The 17,662-nt window shown below is 26.7% G+C and carries 13 protein-coding genes; 7 read left to right on the plus strand and 6 right to left on the minus strand.

Going from position 1 to position 17,662, the window contains the following annotated elements; translation table 11 throughout:
- Window positions 1–220: 220 nt before the first annotated feature.
- The 4 genes from ICW73_00780 to pfkA all read left to right on the plus strand — a co-directional run bounded on the left by ICW73_00780 (window position 221) and on the right by pfkA (window position 6,146).
- Entirely contained in the window at window positions 221–2,977 is a 2,757-nt protein-coding gene (locus tag ICW73_00780) for a 2-oxoglutarate dehydrogenase E1 component (protein ID QNS01990.1), read from the plus strand.
- A gap of 18 nt (window positions 2,978–2,995) precedes the next feature.
- Window positions 2,996–4,231 carry a dihydrolipoyllysine-residue succinyltransferase gene (gene sucB / locus ICW73_00785; protein QNS01991.1) on the plus strand — a complete coding sequence of 412 codons (1,236 nt, stop codon included), beginning with the start codon at window positions 2,996–2,998 and terminating at the stop codon, window positions 4,229–4,231.
- A gap of 103 nt (window positions 4,232–4,334) precedes the next feature.
- Complete coding sequence (gene gpmA / locus ICW73_00790; protein ID QNS01992.1) at window positions 4,335–5,030, plus strand: 2,3-diphosphoglycerate-dependent phosphoglycerate mutase; 696 nt, start codon at window positions 4,335–4,337, stop codon at window positions 5,028–5,030.
- Between the two features lie 153 nt (window positions 5,031–5,183).
- Window positions 5,184–6,146: a 6-phosphofructokinase gene (pfkA, locus tag ICW73_00795; protein QNS01993.1), complete on the plus strand. Its 963-nt coding sequence runs from the start codon at window positions 5,184–5,186 to the stop codon at window positions 6,144–6,146.
- 455 nt (window positions 6,147–6,601) lie between these two features.
- On the opposite strand, the gene ICW73_00800 is transcribed toward pfkA, so the two are convergent.
- From ICW73_00800 to serS, 6 genes are all read right to left on the minus strand, one after another.
- On the minus strand, window positions 6,602–7,363 hold the full coding sequence (locus ICW73_00800; protein QNS01994.1) for a triose-phosphate isomerase: 762 nt from the start codon (window positions 7,361–7,363) through the stop codon (window positions 6,602–6,604).
- Window positions 7,364–7,482: 119 nt separating this feature from the next.
- Complete coding sequence (locus ICW73_00805; protein QNS01995.1) at window positions 7,483–7,767, minus strand: integration host factor subunit beta; 285 nt, start codon at window positions 7,765–7,767, stop codon at window positions 7,483–7,485.
- 91 nt (window positions 7,768–7,858) lie between these two features.
- Window positions 7,859–9,538: a 30S ribosomal protein S1 gene (rpsA, locus tag ICW73_00810; protein ID QNS01996.1), complete on the minus strand. Its 1,680-nt coding sequence runs from the start codon at window positions 9,536–9,538 to the stop codon at window positions 7,859–7,861.
- Window positions 9,539–10,142: 604 nt separating this feature from the next.
- Entirely contained in the window at window positions 10,143–11,438 is a 1,296-nt protein-coding gene (gene aroA / locus ICW73_00815; protein ID QNS02093.1) for a 3-phosphoshikimate 1-carboxyvinyltransferase, read from the minus strand.
- Between the two features lie 61 nt (window positions 11,439–11,499).
- Window positions 11,500–12,585 (minus strand): 3-phosphoserine/phosphohydroxythreonine transaminase, encoded by a 1,086-nt coding sequence (gene serC / locus ICW73_00820; protein QNS01997.1) that lies wholly within the window; start codon window positions 12,583–12,585, stop codon window positions 11,500–11,502.
- 35 nt (window positions 12,586–12,620) lie between these two features.
- On the minus strand, window positions 12,621–13,901 hold the full coding sequence (gene serS / locus ICW73_00825; protein ID QNS01998.1) for a serine--tRNA ligase: 1,281 nt from the start codon (window positions 13,899–13,901) through the stop codon (window positions 12,621–12,623).
- Between the two features lie 569 nt (window positions 13,902–14,470).
- On the opposite strand from serS, the gene trxB reads away from it, so the two are divergent.
- The 3 genes from trxB (at window position 14,471) to aspS (ending at window position 17,662) form a co-directional block, all read left to right on the plus strand.
- Entirely contained in the window at window positions 14,471–15,430 is a 960-nt protein-coding gene (trxB, locus tag ICW73_00830; protein ID QNS01999.1) for a thioredoxin-disulfide reductase, read from the plus strand.
- Window positions 15,431–15,512: 82 nt separating this feature from the next.
- Window positions 15,513–15,731 carry a translation initiation factor IF-1 gene (infA, locus tag ICW73_00835; GenBank protein ID QNS02000.1) on the plus strand — a complete coding sequence of 73 codons (219 nt, stop codon included), beginning with the start codon at window positions 15,513–15,515 and terminating at the stop codon, window positions 15,729–15,731.
- 149 nt (window positions 15,732–15,880) lie between these two features.
- Complete coding sequence (gene aspS / locus ICW73_00840; GenBank protein QNS02001.1) at window positions 15,881–17,662, plus strand: aspartate--tRNA ligase; 1,782 nt, start codon at window positions 15,881–15,883, stop codon at window positions 17,660–17,662.

The raw sequence follows: 17,662 nt of genomic DNA on the forward strand, positions 1-17,662 counted from the left end.
TTTAAAAATACATGTTTATAAAAATAATAATTCAATTATTTAAAAAATAAATTGTATTGTTAACATTGCTAAAAATAAGCAATGTTAAATATAAAAATGTATAAATATTTTTATAAAAAAACATTTTCTTGAGAATTTATCAAAAAACTCTTATAAATTAAGCAATTATTCCACTCGCTAATTTTTATGTTATTTAAATAAAAAACACTTTTTAAAAAATATGAATAATATTAATAGTAAAAATCATTGGTTACGCACATCCTGGTTGTCAGGGATAAATCAAAATTATATAGAAGAAATATATAAAAATTTTTTAACAAATCCACAATCCGTACATGTTAAATGGCGTTCTATTTTTACAAACATGGAAAAAAATGCAGAAAATATGCATTTTTCAAAAAATATAAATTGTGACGTTAATGTTTCAAATAAAAATATCGAAAACATCTTAAATCAAAAAATTAATTGTATTATTCATGCATTTCGAACATATGGATATCAATTGTCTTCAATTGACCCTCTGAAAATGGATAAAAAGAAAGATGTATTAGAATTAAAACTTTCATTTTATAATTTACAAAAAACAGAATTATATAAAATTGTTAAAAAAAAATTTGATAATAGTTCTATGTTTAACATGAATGTTTTAAGCATGTATAAATTTTTATATAAAACATACTGTGGTTCTATCGGATTTGAGTACATGTATATTGATGATTCGTCAGAAAAAAATTGGATCTCAAACTATATAGAATCTTTTTTTTGTGAAAATTCTTTAAGTGATGCAGAAAAAATAAACTTTTTAAACGAAATAACCTATGCAGAGACGTTAGAAACATATTTAGGAAAAAAATTTCCTGGAATTAAACGATTTTCTTTAGAAGGAGCAGAAATATTAATTCCAATACTACATGAAACCATTAGATATGCAAAAAATAATAATATAAATAAAATATTTTTAGGTATGGCGCACCGGGGTAGATTAAATGTACTAGTGAACATTCTGAATAAAAATCCAAAAGTGTTATTTGATGAATTTTCAAACATTAATATTATTAAAAATTACAGTGGTGATGTAAAATACCATATGGGCGGAGCCGTAAAAATACAAGATGGAAAAGAAATCGTTCTATATTTAGCATGTAATCCATCTCATTTAGAAATAATTAATCCAGTTGTTTCTGGATTAGCTCGTTCATGTACAGATATTTTATGTTTAGAAAAAAATCAAATTTTACCAATTAATATTCATGGTGACGCATCAGTTATCGGACAAGGAGTAATGCAAGAAACACTAAATTTATCACAAACAGACGGTTATAAAACAGGTGGAACCGTTCATATTATTATTAATAATCAAATTGGATTTACCACGTCAAATCCAAAAAATTTACGTTCCAGCAAATATTGTACAGATATTGCAAAAATTATACAAGCACCTGTATTTCATGTAAATTCAGACGATGTAGAAGCATCAATTTTTGTAATAAGATTAGCTCTTGCATTTAGAAAAAAATTTAACAAAGATGTCTTTATAGATTTAGTCTGTTATAGACGTCATGGACATAATGAAATAGACGAACCTTTTGTTACACAACCAATTATGTATAAAAAAATCAATAATCACGCTACTTTAAGAGAAATATACAATAATATATTAATTGCTAAAAATTTAATTACATCAGATTATAATAAAAATGTTCAAAACAAATACCTTGATAAATTAGATAACGGAATCAATATCTTTAAAAAAAATGAGTATATTGATTTACAAGACGCAATTGTAAAATTAAATGATCGAAAAAATAACATTGTGCAATCATTAAATCTCTCAAATATTCAAAATTTATCTTATAAGATAAACACTCTTCCCGAGCATATCGATATACACCATCGAGTACAAAAAATTTATCAAGACAGATTAGAAATGGGACAGGGTCAACGATTATTTGATTGGGGCGCAGCAGAAACATTAGCTTATGCTACAATTCTTCAATCAGGTGCGTCTTGTCGTTTGTCTGGAGAAGATATTAGTCGAGGCACATTTTTTCATCGTCATATTTTTATTCATGATCAAAGCAACGGTACTATTTATATTCCATTAAAACATATTAGCTCAGAGCAGGGGCGATTTCAAATTTGGGATTCTGTTTTATCAGAAGAAGCAGTATTAGCTTTCGAATATGGTTATTCTTTGTTATCTTCTTCAACGTTAACTATTTGGGAAGCTCAATTTGGCGATTTTTCTAATGGAGCACAAATTGTTATTGATCAATTCATTAGTTCTGGAAAACAAAAATGGAATCAAAATTCAAATTTAGTGTTGCTTTTACCTCATGGTTATGAAGGTCAAGGTCCTGAACATTCTTCTGCAAGAATTGAAAGATTTCTGCAATTATGCGCAGAAAAAAACATGAAGATATGCATTCCTACAGTATCGTCGCAAATATTTCACATTTTAAGGCAACAAATATTTAAAAAAATTTGTAAACCTTTAATTATTATGACTCCAAAGTCTTTACTAAGACATCCTATGTCTAGTTCTTCTTTGCAAGATATTGTATATGGAAAATTTTATAAAGTTATTGATGAAATAGATAAATTTGAAAAATCAAATACTCGATTAATTTTTTGTTCTGGGAAAATATACTATGATTTGTTAATTATGCGTCGTAAAAAAAACATTCATAATGTTATCATAATACGTATTGAACAACTATATCCATTTCCATATGTAGAAATTGCAAAAATTGTAAAAAAATACTCTTATGTAAAAGAATATGTATGGTGTCAAGAAGAACCATATAACCAAGGTATGTGGAGTTATATTAAAGAGTATTTAATAGAAGTTTTACCATCTCACACTTCTTTAAAGTATATTGGCCGATCTGCTTCTGCTGCATCTGCAGTAGGTCATTTATGTATTCATAAAAAACAACAAGAACAATTAATTAACAATGCATTAAATATATCATAATATAAAGTAGGATAAAACATGAAAACTATTAATATTCTTGTTCCAGATTTGCCAGAATCTGTTAATAACGCTACAGTATCAAAATGGCATAAAACAATTGGAAGTGAAATATATAGAAATGATAATATAGTGGATATTGAAACTGATAAAATAATGTTGGCAGTATCATCTCCTTGTAATGGTATATTGATAAAAATTTTCGAAAAGGAAGGAGAAATCGTTCAATCACAACAAATACTTGGCATAATTCAAAAAAAAAATAATATTTTAGATACAACACAAACAAATACAATAAATATTACTAAAAAAAATGTAGAAGATTTAACAACAACAAACAAACAAAAACATAATTTAGATAAAAACAATTATTATAATAGCCCCTCCATAAGACGATTAAAAAACATTAAAAACGCGAAACGTGTTTCAATCGAAAAGACAAAAAATAAAGCAGATATTAAAAACTTACATGTTTCAAATACCATTCAACAAAATTCAGAAAGTAACGCATCTAAAAATCTTTTTTTCAATACCAATAATCATAATATTATAAATAACATGTTTGAAAAACGAGTAAAAATGACCAGATTACGACAAAGAATCGCGGAACGGTTATTAGAAAGTCAAAAAAACACTGCTATGTTAACAACGTTTAATGAAGTTAACATGCAATCAATAATGCTTTTAAGAAAAAAATACGGTGAAATTTTTCAAAAAAAACATGGTATACGAATGGGTTTTATGCCATTTTATGTGAAATCTGTTGTTTATGCGTTAAAAAAATTTCCAGAAATAAATGCTTATATCGATAAAACCGATATAGTTTATTATAAAAATTTTGATATTAATATTGCTATTTCTACTCCAAGAGGATTAATTGCTCCTGTTCTAAAAAATGCTGATAGTATGTCTATGGCTGAAATAGAAAAAAAAATACAGGAATTTTCTATTAAAGGATTCGAAAATAATATTCACATAAACGAGCTTACAGGTGGAAACTTTACAATAACTAATGGAGGAGTTTTTGGTGCATTACTATCTACCCCAATTATTAATCCTCCTCAAACAGCAATATTAGGTATACATTTAATTCATGATCGTCCAATGGCAGTTAATGGAAAAATTACTATTCTTCCGATGATGTATTTAGCGTTATCCTATGATCATCGCTTAATTGATGGAAAAGAATCTATAAATTTTTTATCTACAATTAAAAATATATTAGAAGATTTTAATCGCATTTTAATTGATGTTTAAAAAATAATTAACTTTTTATAATAAGAACATATATCTATTTTAAAAATATCATTATATGAATATATAAATATTTTTATAACAGTAAAAATTAATTAGGACAAACATGAAAAATATCAAATTAGTTTTAATCAGACATGGAGAAAGTCAATGGAATCAATTAAATAAGTTTACTGGATGGCATGATATAAAATTAACTACAAAAGGCAAACAAGAAGCTAAATCTTCCGCTATACTACTGAAAAATAAAAATTTTTTTTTTGATTTAGCTTATACATCCGTATTAAAAAGAGCAATATATACTTTAAGATATATTTTAGACGAATTAGACCAATCTTGGTTATCTGTAAATAAATCATGGCGTTTAAACGAAAGACACTATGGAGCATTAGAAGGACTAAACAAAGATGCCGTTGCTGTAAAATATGGAATAAAACAAGTTACATTATGGCGTAGAAGCTTTGACGTTGTTCCGCCACAAATTAAAATTACAGATAAGCGATTCCCAGGTTTTAATAAATGTTATTCTCATTTGAAAATTAAAAATATTCCATTAGGAGAAAGTTTAGAACTGACTGAAAAACGTGTTGTTCCTTATTGGAAAGAGGTTATTTTTCCTCAACTAAAAAAAAATAAAAATATATTAATTGTTGCACACGGAAACTCTTTGCGTGCACTAATGAAATATTTAAATAACATAAACAACCACGACATTATAGATCTAAACATTCCTACTGCTATTCCTATTATTTTAGAATTTAATGAGAATTATGAACCAATTAAATGGTACTATTTAAAATAATTTAAAAATTTTATGACATTAAAAAATATAAATTATATTTATGTATAACATTTTATACATATTTTTTTAATCATTTTTAAAATACAAGTTCCAAATATTATTAATTATAGTAAAAAACAAAAAATATATTTTACGCAGTTAAAAGAGATGCGCATGATTAAGAAGATCGGAGTATTGACTAGTGGAGGTGATGCTCCAGGAATGAATGCTGCTATTCGCGGAGTAGTAAGAACAGCGCTTAGAGAAAAATTAGAAGTATTTGGTATTTATGACGGATACTTAGGTTTATATGAAAATCGCATGATTAATCTTGATCGATACAGCGTTTCCGATGTAATTAACCGAGGAGGAACATTTCTGGGATCAGCACGATTTTCTGACTTTTGCAAACATGAAATACGTTCTATTGCAATTGAAAATATAAAAGCAAGATGCATAGACGCTCTTGTTATTATTGGAGGAGACGGATCTTATATAGGAGCTCAAAAACTTACTGATATGCATGTTCCATGCATAGGTATACCAGGCACTATAGATAATGATGTATCAGGAACGGACTATACAATCGGTTATTTTACAGCTTTGGAAACAGTTGTAGAAGCTATTGACCGATTACGCGATACCTCTTCTTCACATCAACGTATTTCTATTGTAGAAGTTATGGGAAGATATTGTGGAGATTTAACATTAGCAGCAGCAATTGCAGGAGGATGCGAATTTATTGTATTACCTGAAATAAACTATTCTAGAAAGGAACTGGTTATGGAAATTAAAAAAAGCATAAAAAAAGGGAAAAAACATGCCATTGTTGCAATAACAGAATATATTTGCGATGTCGAAAAATTAGCAAAATATATAGAAAAAAAAACACAACGAGAAACTCGAGCTACTATTTTAGGTCATATTCAACGTGGTGGCGCTCCTGTTGCATATGATCGTATATTAGCATCTAGAATGGGTGCGTACGCTGTTGAGTTATTAGTCAATGGTCATCAGGGTAAATGTGTCGGTATAAACAATGATAAAATGGTTTGTAATGATATTACAAATACATTACAGGGAATGAAACGTATTTTTAAAAAAGATTGGTTAAATATTGCTAAAAAATTATACTAATATAAATTAGTGCCGGTTTTCCGGCGCTTGAACATCATAAAAATATATAATTTTAATTATCTAAAATAAAAAATATTGAACATATCTCTTAAAATTTAAATATGAAATTTGAGATATATCGTTAGAAATGTTTTTATATAAAAACGATTCACAAGGTACAAGAACTTAAATAAAATAATTAAAAATGTGTTTATTTAAACACATATCAATATATATTCATATTATTTTAAAATATTCATTTTCATACTATTTTTGTAAGTAATTTTTCACTAAAATATGAGTGAATATTTTTATTTTTAATTGAATTCTTAATTAAAATAAACGAAAATAAGATATAGTAAAAAACATAAATACATTACCTTTTAGTTATAAAAGATTATTTTGAATAATCAATTCAATATAAAACCCCGACAAATTAAAAAATTTATAATGACATTCATTTAATTTAAAAGAAATTAAATAATTACATTTGATGCTTCTATAATTTTTATAAACGTTTCATGTATTAACGATGCACTTCCGACTAATAAGCCATTTATATCTTTTTGTTTGAAAAACATTTTTGCATTTTCTTGATTGATAGAACCTCCATATTGAATCATGAGATTTTTAGCGCTGATTATATCGTGTTGACTAATATAATTTCTTATAAAACAGTGAATAAATTGCACGTTTTCAGGATCTGCTGATATACCTTTTCCAATAGCCCAAATTGGTTCGTATGCAATTACTGTATTTCTAAAGGCTGTTTTTCCTAAAATATCAAAAATATGAGTTAATTGATTTTCTAAAAATTTTTCTGTTTTTTTATATTTTTGTTTCTCAAACTCGCCAATACATAAGATTGGGATTAAATTTAACTTTTTTATCATGCAAAATTTTTCTGCAATAATTTTATCGGTCTCATTATGCATGATACGTCTTTCAGAATGACCGATTAAAACATATTTCACTCCAACATCTTTAAGCATCAGAGGAGAAATTTCACCAGTGAATGCGCCTTCTAAATGAACATCAGTATTTTGCGCCGCAAGAAAAATATTGGTGTTATAAATATTATTACATACTCTATCTAAATAGATAGAAGGCGGCGCAAAAACAATAGTATTTTTTGTAGGACGATTCAATAAATACTTTTTCATTACGGTTAAAAAACTAGTAATTTTTTTTATATTTCCATTTAATTTCCAATTAGCGATAATCAACTTGCTTTTCATTTTTTTCTCTTAATAAATGCTGCTTTTATTAATTATAATAAAATCAAAATTTATAAAAAACTAAGCCTGTATAAAAATATTATATCAGCTTAGTTTCTATTTAATTTGCTTATATCATGTTATTTATTTATATTAATTCGATCGCGCAGCTTTTTTCCTGGTTTAAAATAAGGAACATATTTACTATTTAATTGTATTTTATTCCCAGTTTTTGGATTACGACCAAAACGAGAAGATCGATAATGTAAAGAAAAACTACCAAATCCTCTGATTTCAATTTTTCTTTTCTGTACTAATGAGATTGTCATATATTCTAGAATTTCTTTTATAGCATGTTTAATATTTTGATCTGAAATTGGAATTCTGCGTTCAGAAAGTTTTTCAAATAATTCTAACTTTGTCATAAATCCTCTATATACATTTCTTAAATTTAATTAAAATGTAATTAAGATTGAACTTATTTTTTTAAAAACGATAATCAATTATAATATAAATTTATTCAGTATTTTTAGCGGCTTTAAAAGCTTCTGCCATAACGTTTGAAAAATTTTCATCATGTATTTCAGTTTTTTTATTAATTGCGACATCTTTTTTTCTTTCTACTTCTTCATAATGAGAAATAAGATAAATTATTCTATTTTTTCGATCAAAATTTGATATTTTTATAGAAATTTCATTATTAATTTTTAATTGATTTATAAATTCTTCTCGATATGAATCTGGTATATCAGAAAATTTTACAGTACCTTCAACATCTTTCGATAATTGGATGATTGCGTGTTTTTTATCAAAAAATTTAATTTTTCCAATTATAATAGCGTCTTTCTTACAATTTGCAACATATGAATTATATGGATCTTCTTTTAATTGTTTTATACCTAAAGATATTCGTTCTCGATCTGAATCTACTTGAAGTACTACTGCAGATATCTCATCATTTTTTTTATATTTTTTTACTGCTTCTTCTCCAGGTAGCGTCCAAGAAATATCAGACAAATGAACTAATCCATCAATACCGCCATTTAAACCAATAAAAATACCAAAATCAGTAATGGATTTTATTTTGCCAATAACATGTACTCCTTTATTATGAGTTTCAGAAAATTTTTTCCAAGGATTAATTTTGCATTGTTTTAAACCTAAAGAGATACGTCGACGTTCTTCATCAATATCTAAAATCATCACTTCTACTATATCGTTTACTGAAACCACTTTAGATGGATGAACATTTTTATTGGTCCAATCCATTTCAGATACATGTACTAATCCTTCAACTCCTTCTTCAATTTCCACAAAGCATCCATAATCGGTTAAATTCGTAACACGACCATGATTTAATTTTGTACCTTCTGGATAACGTTTAGAAATAGCTGTCCATGGATCCTCTCCCAATTGTTTCAATCCTAAAGATACACGTATTTTTTCTTTATCGAATTTCAAAATCTTTACATGAATTTCATCGCCAACATTGACTATTTCATTGGGATGTTTTACTCGTTTCCACGCCATATCAGTAATATGTAACAAACCATCTACTCCACCTAAATCCACAAACGCTCCATAATCAGTTAAATTTTTTACTACTCCCTTAATATGCATTCCTTCATGAATATTTTCTAATAACTGATCTCTTTCAGCACTATGTTCTGATTCAATAACTGCACGACGTGAAACAACAACATTGTTACGTTTTTGATCCAATTTTATAACCTTAAATTCTAATTCTTTTCCTTCAAGATACATGGTATCTCGAACTGGCCGGATATCTACTAAAGAACCAGGCAAAAACGCACGTATTTCATTTAACTCTACAGTAAAACCGCCTTTAACTTTACCATTAATAATTCCTATTACTGTTTCAGATTGCTCATGCGCTTTTTCTAATACTAACCATGCTTCATGACGTTTAGCTTTTTCTCGCGACAAAATTGTTTCACCAAAACCATCTTCAACGGCATCTAAGGCTACATCAACTTGATCACCAATTTTGATATCTACAATGCCCTGAACACTTTTAAATTGCTCGATTGGAATTACTGATTCAGATTTCAGACCCGCATCTACCAATACCGAATCTTTTTCTATAGAAACAATAGTACCCCGAATAATTGAACCAGGTCGGGTTTTGATATCTTTTAATGATTCTTCAAATAATTTTGCAAAAGATTCATTCATATTAGTAATATCGAAAAATTATTATTTAATTTTCATTTTGGCATCATGCTAAAATGATATTATTATACACATCTTATAATAATCCTTATCTAAGAATTTCATCATTAGTCATAAAAACTATATTTTTTCGTTTTGTTTAAAAATGACTTAAAAAAAATGATACTTATTAGTTCAGTAGTATTGACTAATATTAAAACTTATTCCATTATATTTTTTCAGCATGAAAAAATAAAAATTAATTATCTTGTTTTGCGATACATCTTTAAAAAGTTAAGTAAGTAATTTAAACATGTTTTAGTAAGTGTTCATATTTTTTAAATCGAGATTTTTATATAATAAAAATATATTTCATATATAAAATTTTTTGATAAAAATACATTTAAAATGCAATATGATTATATAAAAACCATGTTTTCAAACACTTTATGTACTAATATGTTTCATTTCTTCAATTAGTATACTGCATATATTTATACAATATAAGAATAATTTAATTTATATATTATCTAAAAGTTTATTTATTTTCTTGAAACTGTATTTAAAAATAAGTAAGATTTATTTTAATATACTCTAAATAAACACAAAATGTTTTATTTTATAAAAATTAGTTATACCTGGCAATAGATAAAAACTTCTTAAAATAGTCTGGAAAAGTTTTTGAAGTGCAATCTGGATTAATAATGTTTACACCAGTATTTGATAAACATATAAGAGAAAAACACATAGCTATACGATGATCGTTATATGTGTTAATATTTGCATATTTAAAGATTGTCGGAGGGGTAATAGATAAAAAATCTTTCCCTTCTTGAACTATCGCACCAATTTTTCTTAATTCTGTTGCCATTGCAGTTAATCTATCAGTTTCTTTAACTCGCCAATTATATACGTTTTTAATAATTGTTGTCCCTTGAGAAAATAATGATACTATTGCAACAGTCATCGCGGTATCTGGAATATAGTTCAGGTCTAAAGAAATTGATTTTAATTGATAGCGAGTGCATGTAATAAAATTATTACCCCAAAAAATTTTTGCCCCCATTTCTTCTAAGATATTAGAAAATTTTATATCGCCTTGAATGCTTGATTTTCCAACACCAGTAACAGTAACTGAACCACCTTTAATAGCAGCTGCAGCTAAAAAATACGAAGCAGATGAAGCATCACCTTCTATTACATAATTACCAGGTGTGTAGTACCTTTGCTGACCTCGTATATAAAATGTTTGGTAGTCATTATGTTCAATGTTTACACCAAAATTTTTGATTAAATTAAGTGTAATATCAACATACGGTCGAGATACTAGTTTCCCTTTTATAGTTATAGTGCTATCTTTTAAAGCAAGAGGCGCAATCATTAACAATGATGTTAAAAATTGACTGGAAATACTACTGTCTAAAACAATTGATCCACCGGTAAACCCTCCATATACATATATTGGGGGATATCCAATATTTTGTATATATTTTATACATGCTCCGCCAGATTTTAAAGCATCAATAAGATGTTTAATCGGTCGTTCATGCATTCTTTTATCCCCTGTTAATACTACATAATTTGTATTATTGTTTTTTAAAGATAATGCTGCTACAAGTGGACGCATCACCGTACCTGCATTTCCTAAATGTAATGTAATTGATTTCAAAATTTTAAAAGGTTGACCAAGACCTTCAAGACAGCAATTTTTTTTATCATTTGATAAATGATAAATAACACCTAACTGCCTTAAAGCATTTAACATATATCTAGTATCATCACTATCTAATAAATTTTTTATATTTGTGGTGCCTGTAGATAAAGAAGATAACAACAATACTCGATTTGAGATGCTTTTTGAACCGGGTAAATCAATTTCTCCAGATACGTAAGACACCGGTTTTAAAATCAAAGATTTTTGCATAATAAATACACACTCTATTTTTAAAATATTATTTAGAATTTCACAAAATGCAAAATCAAATTTATCCATATCGATTTTCGAAATATGACATAAAATCTATTAAAGATCGAACACCATCTAACGACATTGCATTATAAATAGAAGCTCGCATACCTCCGGCTATATAATGGCCTTTTAAACCAATTAATCCAGAATTTTTTGCTTCTGTTAAGAAAACACTATTTAATTTAGGTTGTAATAAATGAAACGTAATATTCATTTGCGATCTATTATTTTTATTTATTTTATTAAAATAAAAATCACTACTATCTATTTTTTTATATAATAAATCTGATTTTATTTGATTTAGTTGCTCTATTTTTTTTATTCCGCCTTGTTTTTTTAGCCATTTAAACACCAATCCAGACAAATACCAGGAAAAAGTAGGTGGTGTGTTAAACATAGAATTATGTTTTAACATTGTTTTATAACTTAAAATGGAGGGTAATAATTTCGAGGTGTGTCTAATTAATCTTTTTCGAATAATGATTACCGTAATTCCTGCAGGACCAATATTTTTTTGTGCGCTTGCATAAATTAAATCATAATTTTTAATATTAATTGAACGAGATAAAATAACAGATGAAAAATCTCCAACGATTATTTTATTATGAAAATTTGGTTCTTCGTAAATAGCAATACCGTGTATAGTTTCATTGGGGCAATAATGAACATATTCTGAGTTTTCTCGGAGATTCCATTGAGACATAGGTAACAATGAAATTTGTGAATGATTTTTTTGTATAATAGGTATTATATTAGGTATACAATATTTTTCTGCTTCTATTGCTGCACAATTAGACCAATATCCACTATTTATATAATCTGCACACTGTGATCCTTTTAATAAGTTCATAGGAACAGCAGAAAATTGACCTCTAGCACCTCCTTGAAGAAATAATACCTCATAAGAATCTGGTATGTTTAATAAACCTTTAAGATCTTGTTTCGTTTCTGATGCCATTTGTAAAAATTCTTCGCTACGATGACTAATTTCCATAATAGAACAATTGAGTTTGTTCCAATTCTGTAGTTCTACTTGTGCTTGAACAATTACGTCTCTTGGAATCATAGACGGGCCAGCACTGAAATTATAAATTTTTCTCATGCTTTTTACCAATGATTATATATAAAAATATATTATTAATTGATGAATTTTAAACCTTGCATATATTTTTTTTGCAATATCTTTGGAACATTAATACGACCATCAGAGTTTTGATAATTTTCTAAAACAGCTGCTAATGTTCGGCTAATTGCTAAACCAGAACCATTTAATGTGTGTACAAAAATATTTTTTTTGTCAGAATTTTTTCGATAACGTGATTTCATACGACGCGCTTGAAAATCATACATGTTTGAACAAGATGAAATTTCTCTGTATTTATTTTTAGAAGGAAACCAAACTTCTAGATCATAAGTTTTTGCAGAGGAAAAACTCATTTCTCCTGCACACAAAAGCACTCTCCTATATGGCAATTCTAATAATTCTAATACTTTTTCAGCATGTTCAGTTAATTGTTCTAAAGTGTCCATAGATTTTTCTGGTTGTACAATTTGCACTAACTCAACTTTATCAAATTGATGTAGTCGAATTAACCCCCGCGACTGACTTCCATAAGAAGATTCCGATCTAAAACAAGGAGTATGAGCGATTAATTTTATAGGCAAACAATTTTCATCAATTATTTGCTTGCAAAACAAATTGGTCAATGGAACTTCTGCTGTAGGAATCAATGCAAGATTATGTTTGTTAATTGAACTAACATGAAATAAATCATCATTAAATTTTGGAAGTTGACCAGTCCCAAATAATGTTTCACGATTTACCAAATATGGAACATATGTTTCTATATAACCATGTTTCATAGTATGTAAATCTAACATAAATTGACCAAGAGCACGATGTAAAAGAGCAATATTTCCCTTCATGACAGTAAACTGTGAACCTGATATTTTTGCTGAAGATTTCCAATCTAATTCATTTAATTTGTTTCCGAGTTCAACATGATCTCGAATAGTAAAATTGTACTGTCTTTTTTTTCCCCAATATTTTATAACTTTGTTATAGATTGATGCATTTCCTAATGGTACCTCATCCGCAGGAATATTAGGAATCGACATAGAGAACTCAAAAATACTTTTACGTAAAGCATTCAATTGTATTTGAGCATTTTTTAAAATGTGATTTAATTGAATAATTTCACTTTTCAAAATTTTATTTTCTATTTTAACGATTTTATTTTTATGAAAAATATTTGATAAAACATTATGTTTTCGTTGTAAATTTTCAGTATAAATTTGTAAAATTTTACGTGTCTTTTCCATCGAAAAAATAACTTTGGTATCCAATTGATAACCTTTTTTTAACAATTTTTGAGCTATATCAGATAGCTGGTAACGTAATAAATCAGGATTTAACATAATATGTTTTTAATAATAAACTAATAATTTTAAATAGAATGTTTAAAATTTTAATTAGTATTGTTGTTTAAAATATAAAAAAATTAAATATATTTGATATTATTTAAAAAAAACAAGAAGTAATAATAGTTTTGTCAACAATAGTTGTTTTTAAATTTTAATATCATAAAATTTAAAATGTAAATTTTCATAGTTAGTTTTTTAAATCGTGTGTTTTTAACACAGTTAATTAATAAATATATATTAATAAAAATTTCATTTTAAATAAATATAAAAAATCGCTTAATTAATTGTTAAATAGAATTAACATTATGATAACTTTTTTTATAGGAAATGCATTGATTTTTTCATTTTTACTAAAAATTAAATTCAGTTATAAAAAATACTAATTAATATAATAAATATATTTATTAGTATATGTTATATCAGTTGAACTACGATACAATATTTTTAAATAACTATAAATATTGCAACAATATTTAAATTATAAAGATAAACAAATTTAATACTATTTTTGACATAATTTTTCATTACATATATAATTAACAAATTTCTCAAAATATAAAAAAATGAAAATTACTAAAAATAGTAAAATAATTATTTTAGGATCTGGACCTGCAGGTTGTACTGCTGCTATATATGCCTCACGAGCTAACTTAAATCCAATTCTAATTACTGGTACCAATATCGGAGGTCAACTTACTAATACTGATCAAATTGAAAATTGGCCTGGTGAAATTAACGATATTACTGGTTTAGATCTAATGAAACGTATGCATAAACATGTCTGCAAATTCGATGCAACAATGATTTCTGATAACATTATTTCAGTAGATTTTCAAAACCACCCGTTTCGTCTAACAGGAGAAAAAAATGAATATATATCAGATTCAGTTATTATTGCAACTGGATCAAACCCACGTTATTTAGGATTAAAATCTGAAAAAATTTTTAAGGGAAAAGGTATTTCAACATGCGCAATATGTGATGGATTTTTTTATAGGAATAGAAATGTTGCCGTAATTGGTGGAGGAAATACTGCAATAGAAGAAACATTATACTTATCAAATATAGTGAACAAAGTATATTTGATTCATCGTGGATCAACATTCAGCGCTGAAAAAATTCTTGTTCAGCGATTAAAAAAAAAAATACAAAACAAAAAAATAATAATTTATTTTAATTGTAATGTAAAAGAGATATTTGGCGATTCATCTGGAATTACAGAAATATTAGTTATGCAAACGAATCCAAAAATTTTAACAACATTTAAAATTAAGATATCAGGATTATTTATTGCTATAGGACATGTCCCTAATACAGATATATTTTTAAACCAAATAGAAACACAAAATGGATATATTAAAACAATGCATAAAGAACATGGAAATTTTACACAAACAAGTATTCCAGGTATTTTTGCTGCTGGTGACGTAATAGATCATGTATACAAACAAGCTATCACATCATCAGCTAGTGGTTGTATGGCAGCGTTAGATGCTGAAAAATATTTAGCGAATTTATTATAAAATGAGCACTATTAAAAATTAATCATGTCAGATATAATGTAATAAATTTTTTGATGAGAAATGTAAAACTAGCGAGCATATAATGGTAAAAGAAGAAAATATCGAAATGCAAGGAGTAGTAATAGATACTTTACCGAATACTATGTTTCGTGTTGAATTAGACAATAAACATGTTATTACTGCACATATTTCAGGGAAAATGAGAAAAAACTATATTAGAATATTAACAGGAGATAAAGTTACAGTCGAATTAACACCATACGATTTAACTAAGGGTAGAATTATTTTTAGAAGTCGTTAAAATGATCGAAAACAGTATTTTTTATCTATCATAAAATATATACTGATTTTTTAAAAACTGAATTTTGAAAATAAGATTATATACACATATTTTTTAAAGAAAACATTAATTTTATCAATGTAAAAAAGTACTTTTAATTCAGAGAATTTATGCGTACTAAATATTGCGGACATTTAAGAGAAATTCATGTAAATAAAATCATAACATTATGTGGTTGGGTTAACAAAATACGTAATTTAGGACAATTAATTTTTATTGATATCCGGGATTATACCGGTATCGTTCAAGTAGTTTTTAATTCTGAAAATCATGTAATTTTTCAAACAGCATTAAATTTAAAAAACGAGTTTTGTATTCAAATTTCCGGTATTGTTCAGAGCAGACATAAAAAAAATCAAAATCCCTACATTGATACCGGATTAGTAGAGGTTGTGGCACATAAAATAAGAATCTTAAATACCTCTGAATCACCACTACCATTACATTATTTAAATAACACTAATAACGATGATTCTAGATTAAAATATCGTTATTTGGATTTACGTCGTACAGACGTTTTAAACAATTTGCAAACAAGAAGTAACATTACTTTTTTGGTTAGAACATTTTTAACAAAAAAACATTTTTTAGATGTTGAAACACCTTTTCTCACAAAATCTACACCAGAAGGAGCTAGAGACTATTTAATTCCCAGTCGTAATTACAATGGAAAATTTTACGCACTACCCCAATCTCCACAAATATTCAAACAATTATTAATGATTTCTGGTATAGACAAATATTATCAAATAGTAAAATGTTTTCGCGATGAAGATTTGCGTTCTGATCGACAACCAGAATTTACACAAATTGACATCGAAATGTCTTTTTCAACAGCAATGCAGGTACGTCAATTAATTGAAAAACTAATAAAAAAAATTTGGTTTAAAATAATTAATTATAAAATATTGAATTTTCCGAAAATATCGTTTTATGATGCACTAAAACGATATGGATCAGATAAACCAGATCTGCGAAATCCAATAGAAATTATTGATATAATTGATATTTTTAAAGAAAGTGAACAAGTGTTATTTTTTAATTTAAATATCAAGAAAAAAAATAGAATTGGATTATTATGCATATCTCATGACAATTATTTTAGTCGAAAAAAAATTGAATATTACGTAAATTACATAAAAAAACACCATGCAACAAAACTATTTTTTATTAAAATAAAAAATATTGATCTTGGTATAGACGGTGTATATAGCTCAATAAAAAAATTTTTAAATGCAAATGTATTAAAAGATATATTATTAAAAAGCAAAGCAAAAAATAGTGATATATTGTTTTTTATAGCTGATCAAGAAGATATTGCGAATAACGCACTTAACATATTACGTTTAAAATTAGGAAAAGACTTAAAAATTACTCAAGAAAATAGCTGGAAACCAGTATGGATTGTTGATTTTCCAATGTTTCAAAAAGATACGTCAGGAAATTTTTATGCAGTACATCACCCCTTTACAGCTATAAAAAATATAAACAAAATACAACTAAAAAAAAACCCTCATTACGCTATTTCAGACAGTTACGATCTTGTAATTAATGGATATGAAATTGGAGGTGGTTCTGTTCGTATTCATGATTCTAAAATACAAAGATTAGTATTTAATATTCTTGGAATGACAGAAAAAATTCAAAATGAAAAGTTTGGATTTTTAATAGACGCGTTAAAATACGGTGCTCCACCTCATGCAGGAATTGCTTTAGGACTAGACAGGATTGTAATGTTATTGACTAATAGTAAAAATATTAGAGATGTTATTGCTTTTCCTAAAACAACATCAGCATCATGTCTTATGACTGATGCTCCAAGTACAATAGAAAACACATTATTATCTGAATTAGGAATAAAATTAAAAAAAAATCATAATTTTAACACATAA

This window comes from Buchnera aphidicola (Pentalonia nigronervosa) (assembly GCA_014622685.1).
Lineage (GTDB): Bacteria > Pseudomonadota > Gammaproteobacteria > Enterobacterales > Enterobacteriaceae > Buchnera > Buchnera aphidicola_BD.

Excerpts from the sequence above, each read along its gene's own strand:
- infA (QNS02000.1), top strand. The coding sequence starts at position 15,513 with ATGGTAAAAGAAGAAAATATCGAAATGCAAGGAGTAGTAATAGATACT.
- pfkA (QNS01993.1), top strand. The coding sequence starts at position 5,184 with ATGATTAAGAAGATCGGAGTATTGACTAGTGGAGGTGATGCTCCAGGA.
- ICW73_00800 (QNS01994.1), bottom strand. The coding sequence starts at position 7,363 with ATGAAAAGCAAGTTGATTATCGCTAATTGGAAATTAAATGGAAATATA.
- sucB (QNS01991.1), top strand. The coding sequence starts at position 2,996 with ATGAAAACTATTAATATTCTTGTTCCAGATTTGCCAGAATCTGTTAAT.
- ICW73_00780 (QNS01990.1), top strand. The coding sequence starts at position 221 with ATGAATAATATTAATAGTAAAAATCATTGGTTACGCACATCCTGGTTG.
- ICW73_00805 (QNS01995.1), bottom strand. The coding sequence starts at position 7,767 with ATGACAAAGTTAGAATTATTTGAAAAACTTTCTGAACGCAGAATTCCA.
- trxB (QNS01999.1), top strand. The coding sequence starts at position 14,471 with ATGAAAATTACTAAAAATAGTAAAATAATTATTTTAGGATCTGGACCT.
- aroA (QNS02093.1), bottom strand. The coding sequence starts at position 11,438 with ATGCAAAAATCTTTGATTTTAAAACCGGTGTCTTACGTATCTGGAGAA.
- rpsA (QNS01996.1), bottom strand. The coding sequence starts at position 9,538 with ATGAATGAATCTTTTGCAAAATTATTTGAAGAATCATTAAAAGATATC.
- aspS (QNS02001.1), top strand. The coding sequence starts at position 15,881 with ATGCGTACTAAATATTGCGGACATTTAAGAGAAATTCATGTAAATAAA.
- serC (QNS01997.1), bottom strand. The coding sequence starts at position 12,585 with ATGAGAAAAATTTATAATTTCAGTGCTGGCCCGTCTATGATTCCAAGA.
- gpmA (QNS01992.1), top strand. The coding sequence starts at position 4,335 with ATGAAAAATATCAAATTAGTTTTAATCAGACATGGAGAAAGTCAATGG.
- serS (QNS01998.1), bottom strand. The coding sequence starts at position 13,901 with ATGTTAAATCCTGATTTATTACGTTACCAGCTATCTGATATAGCTCAA.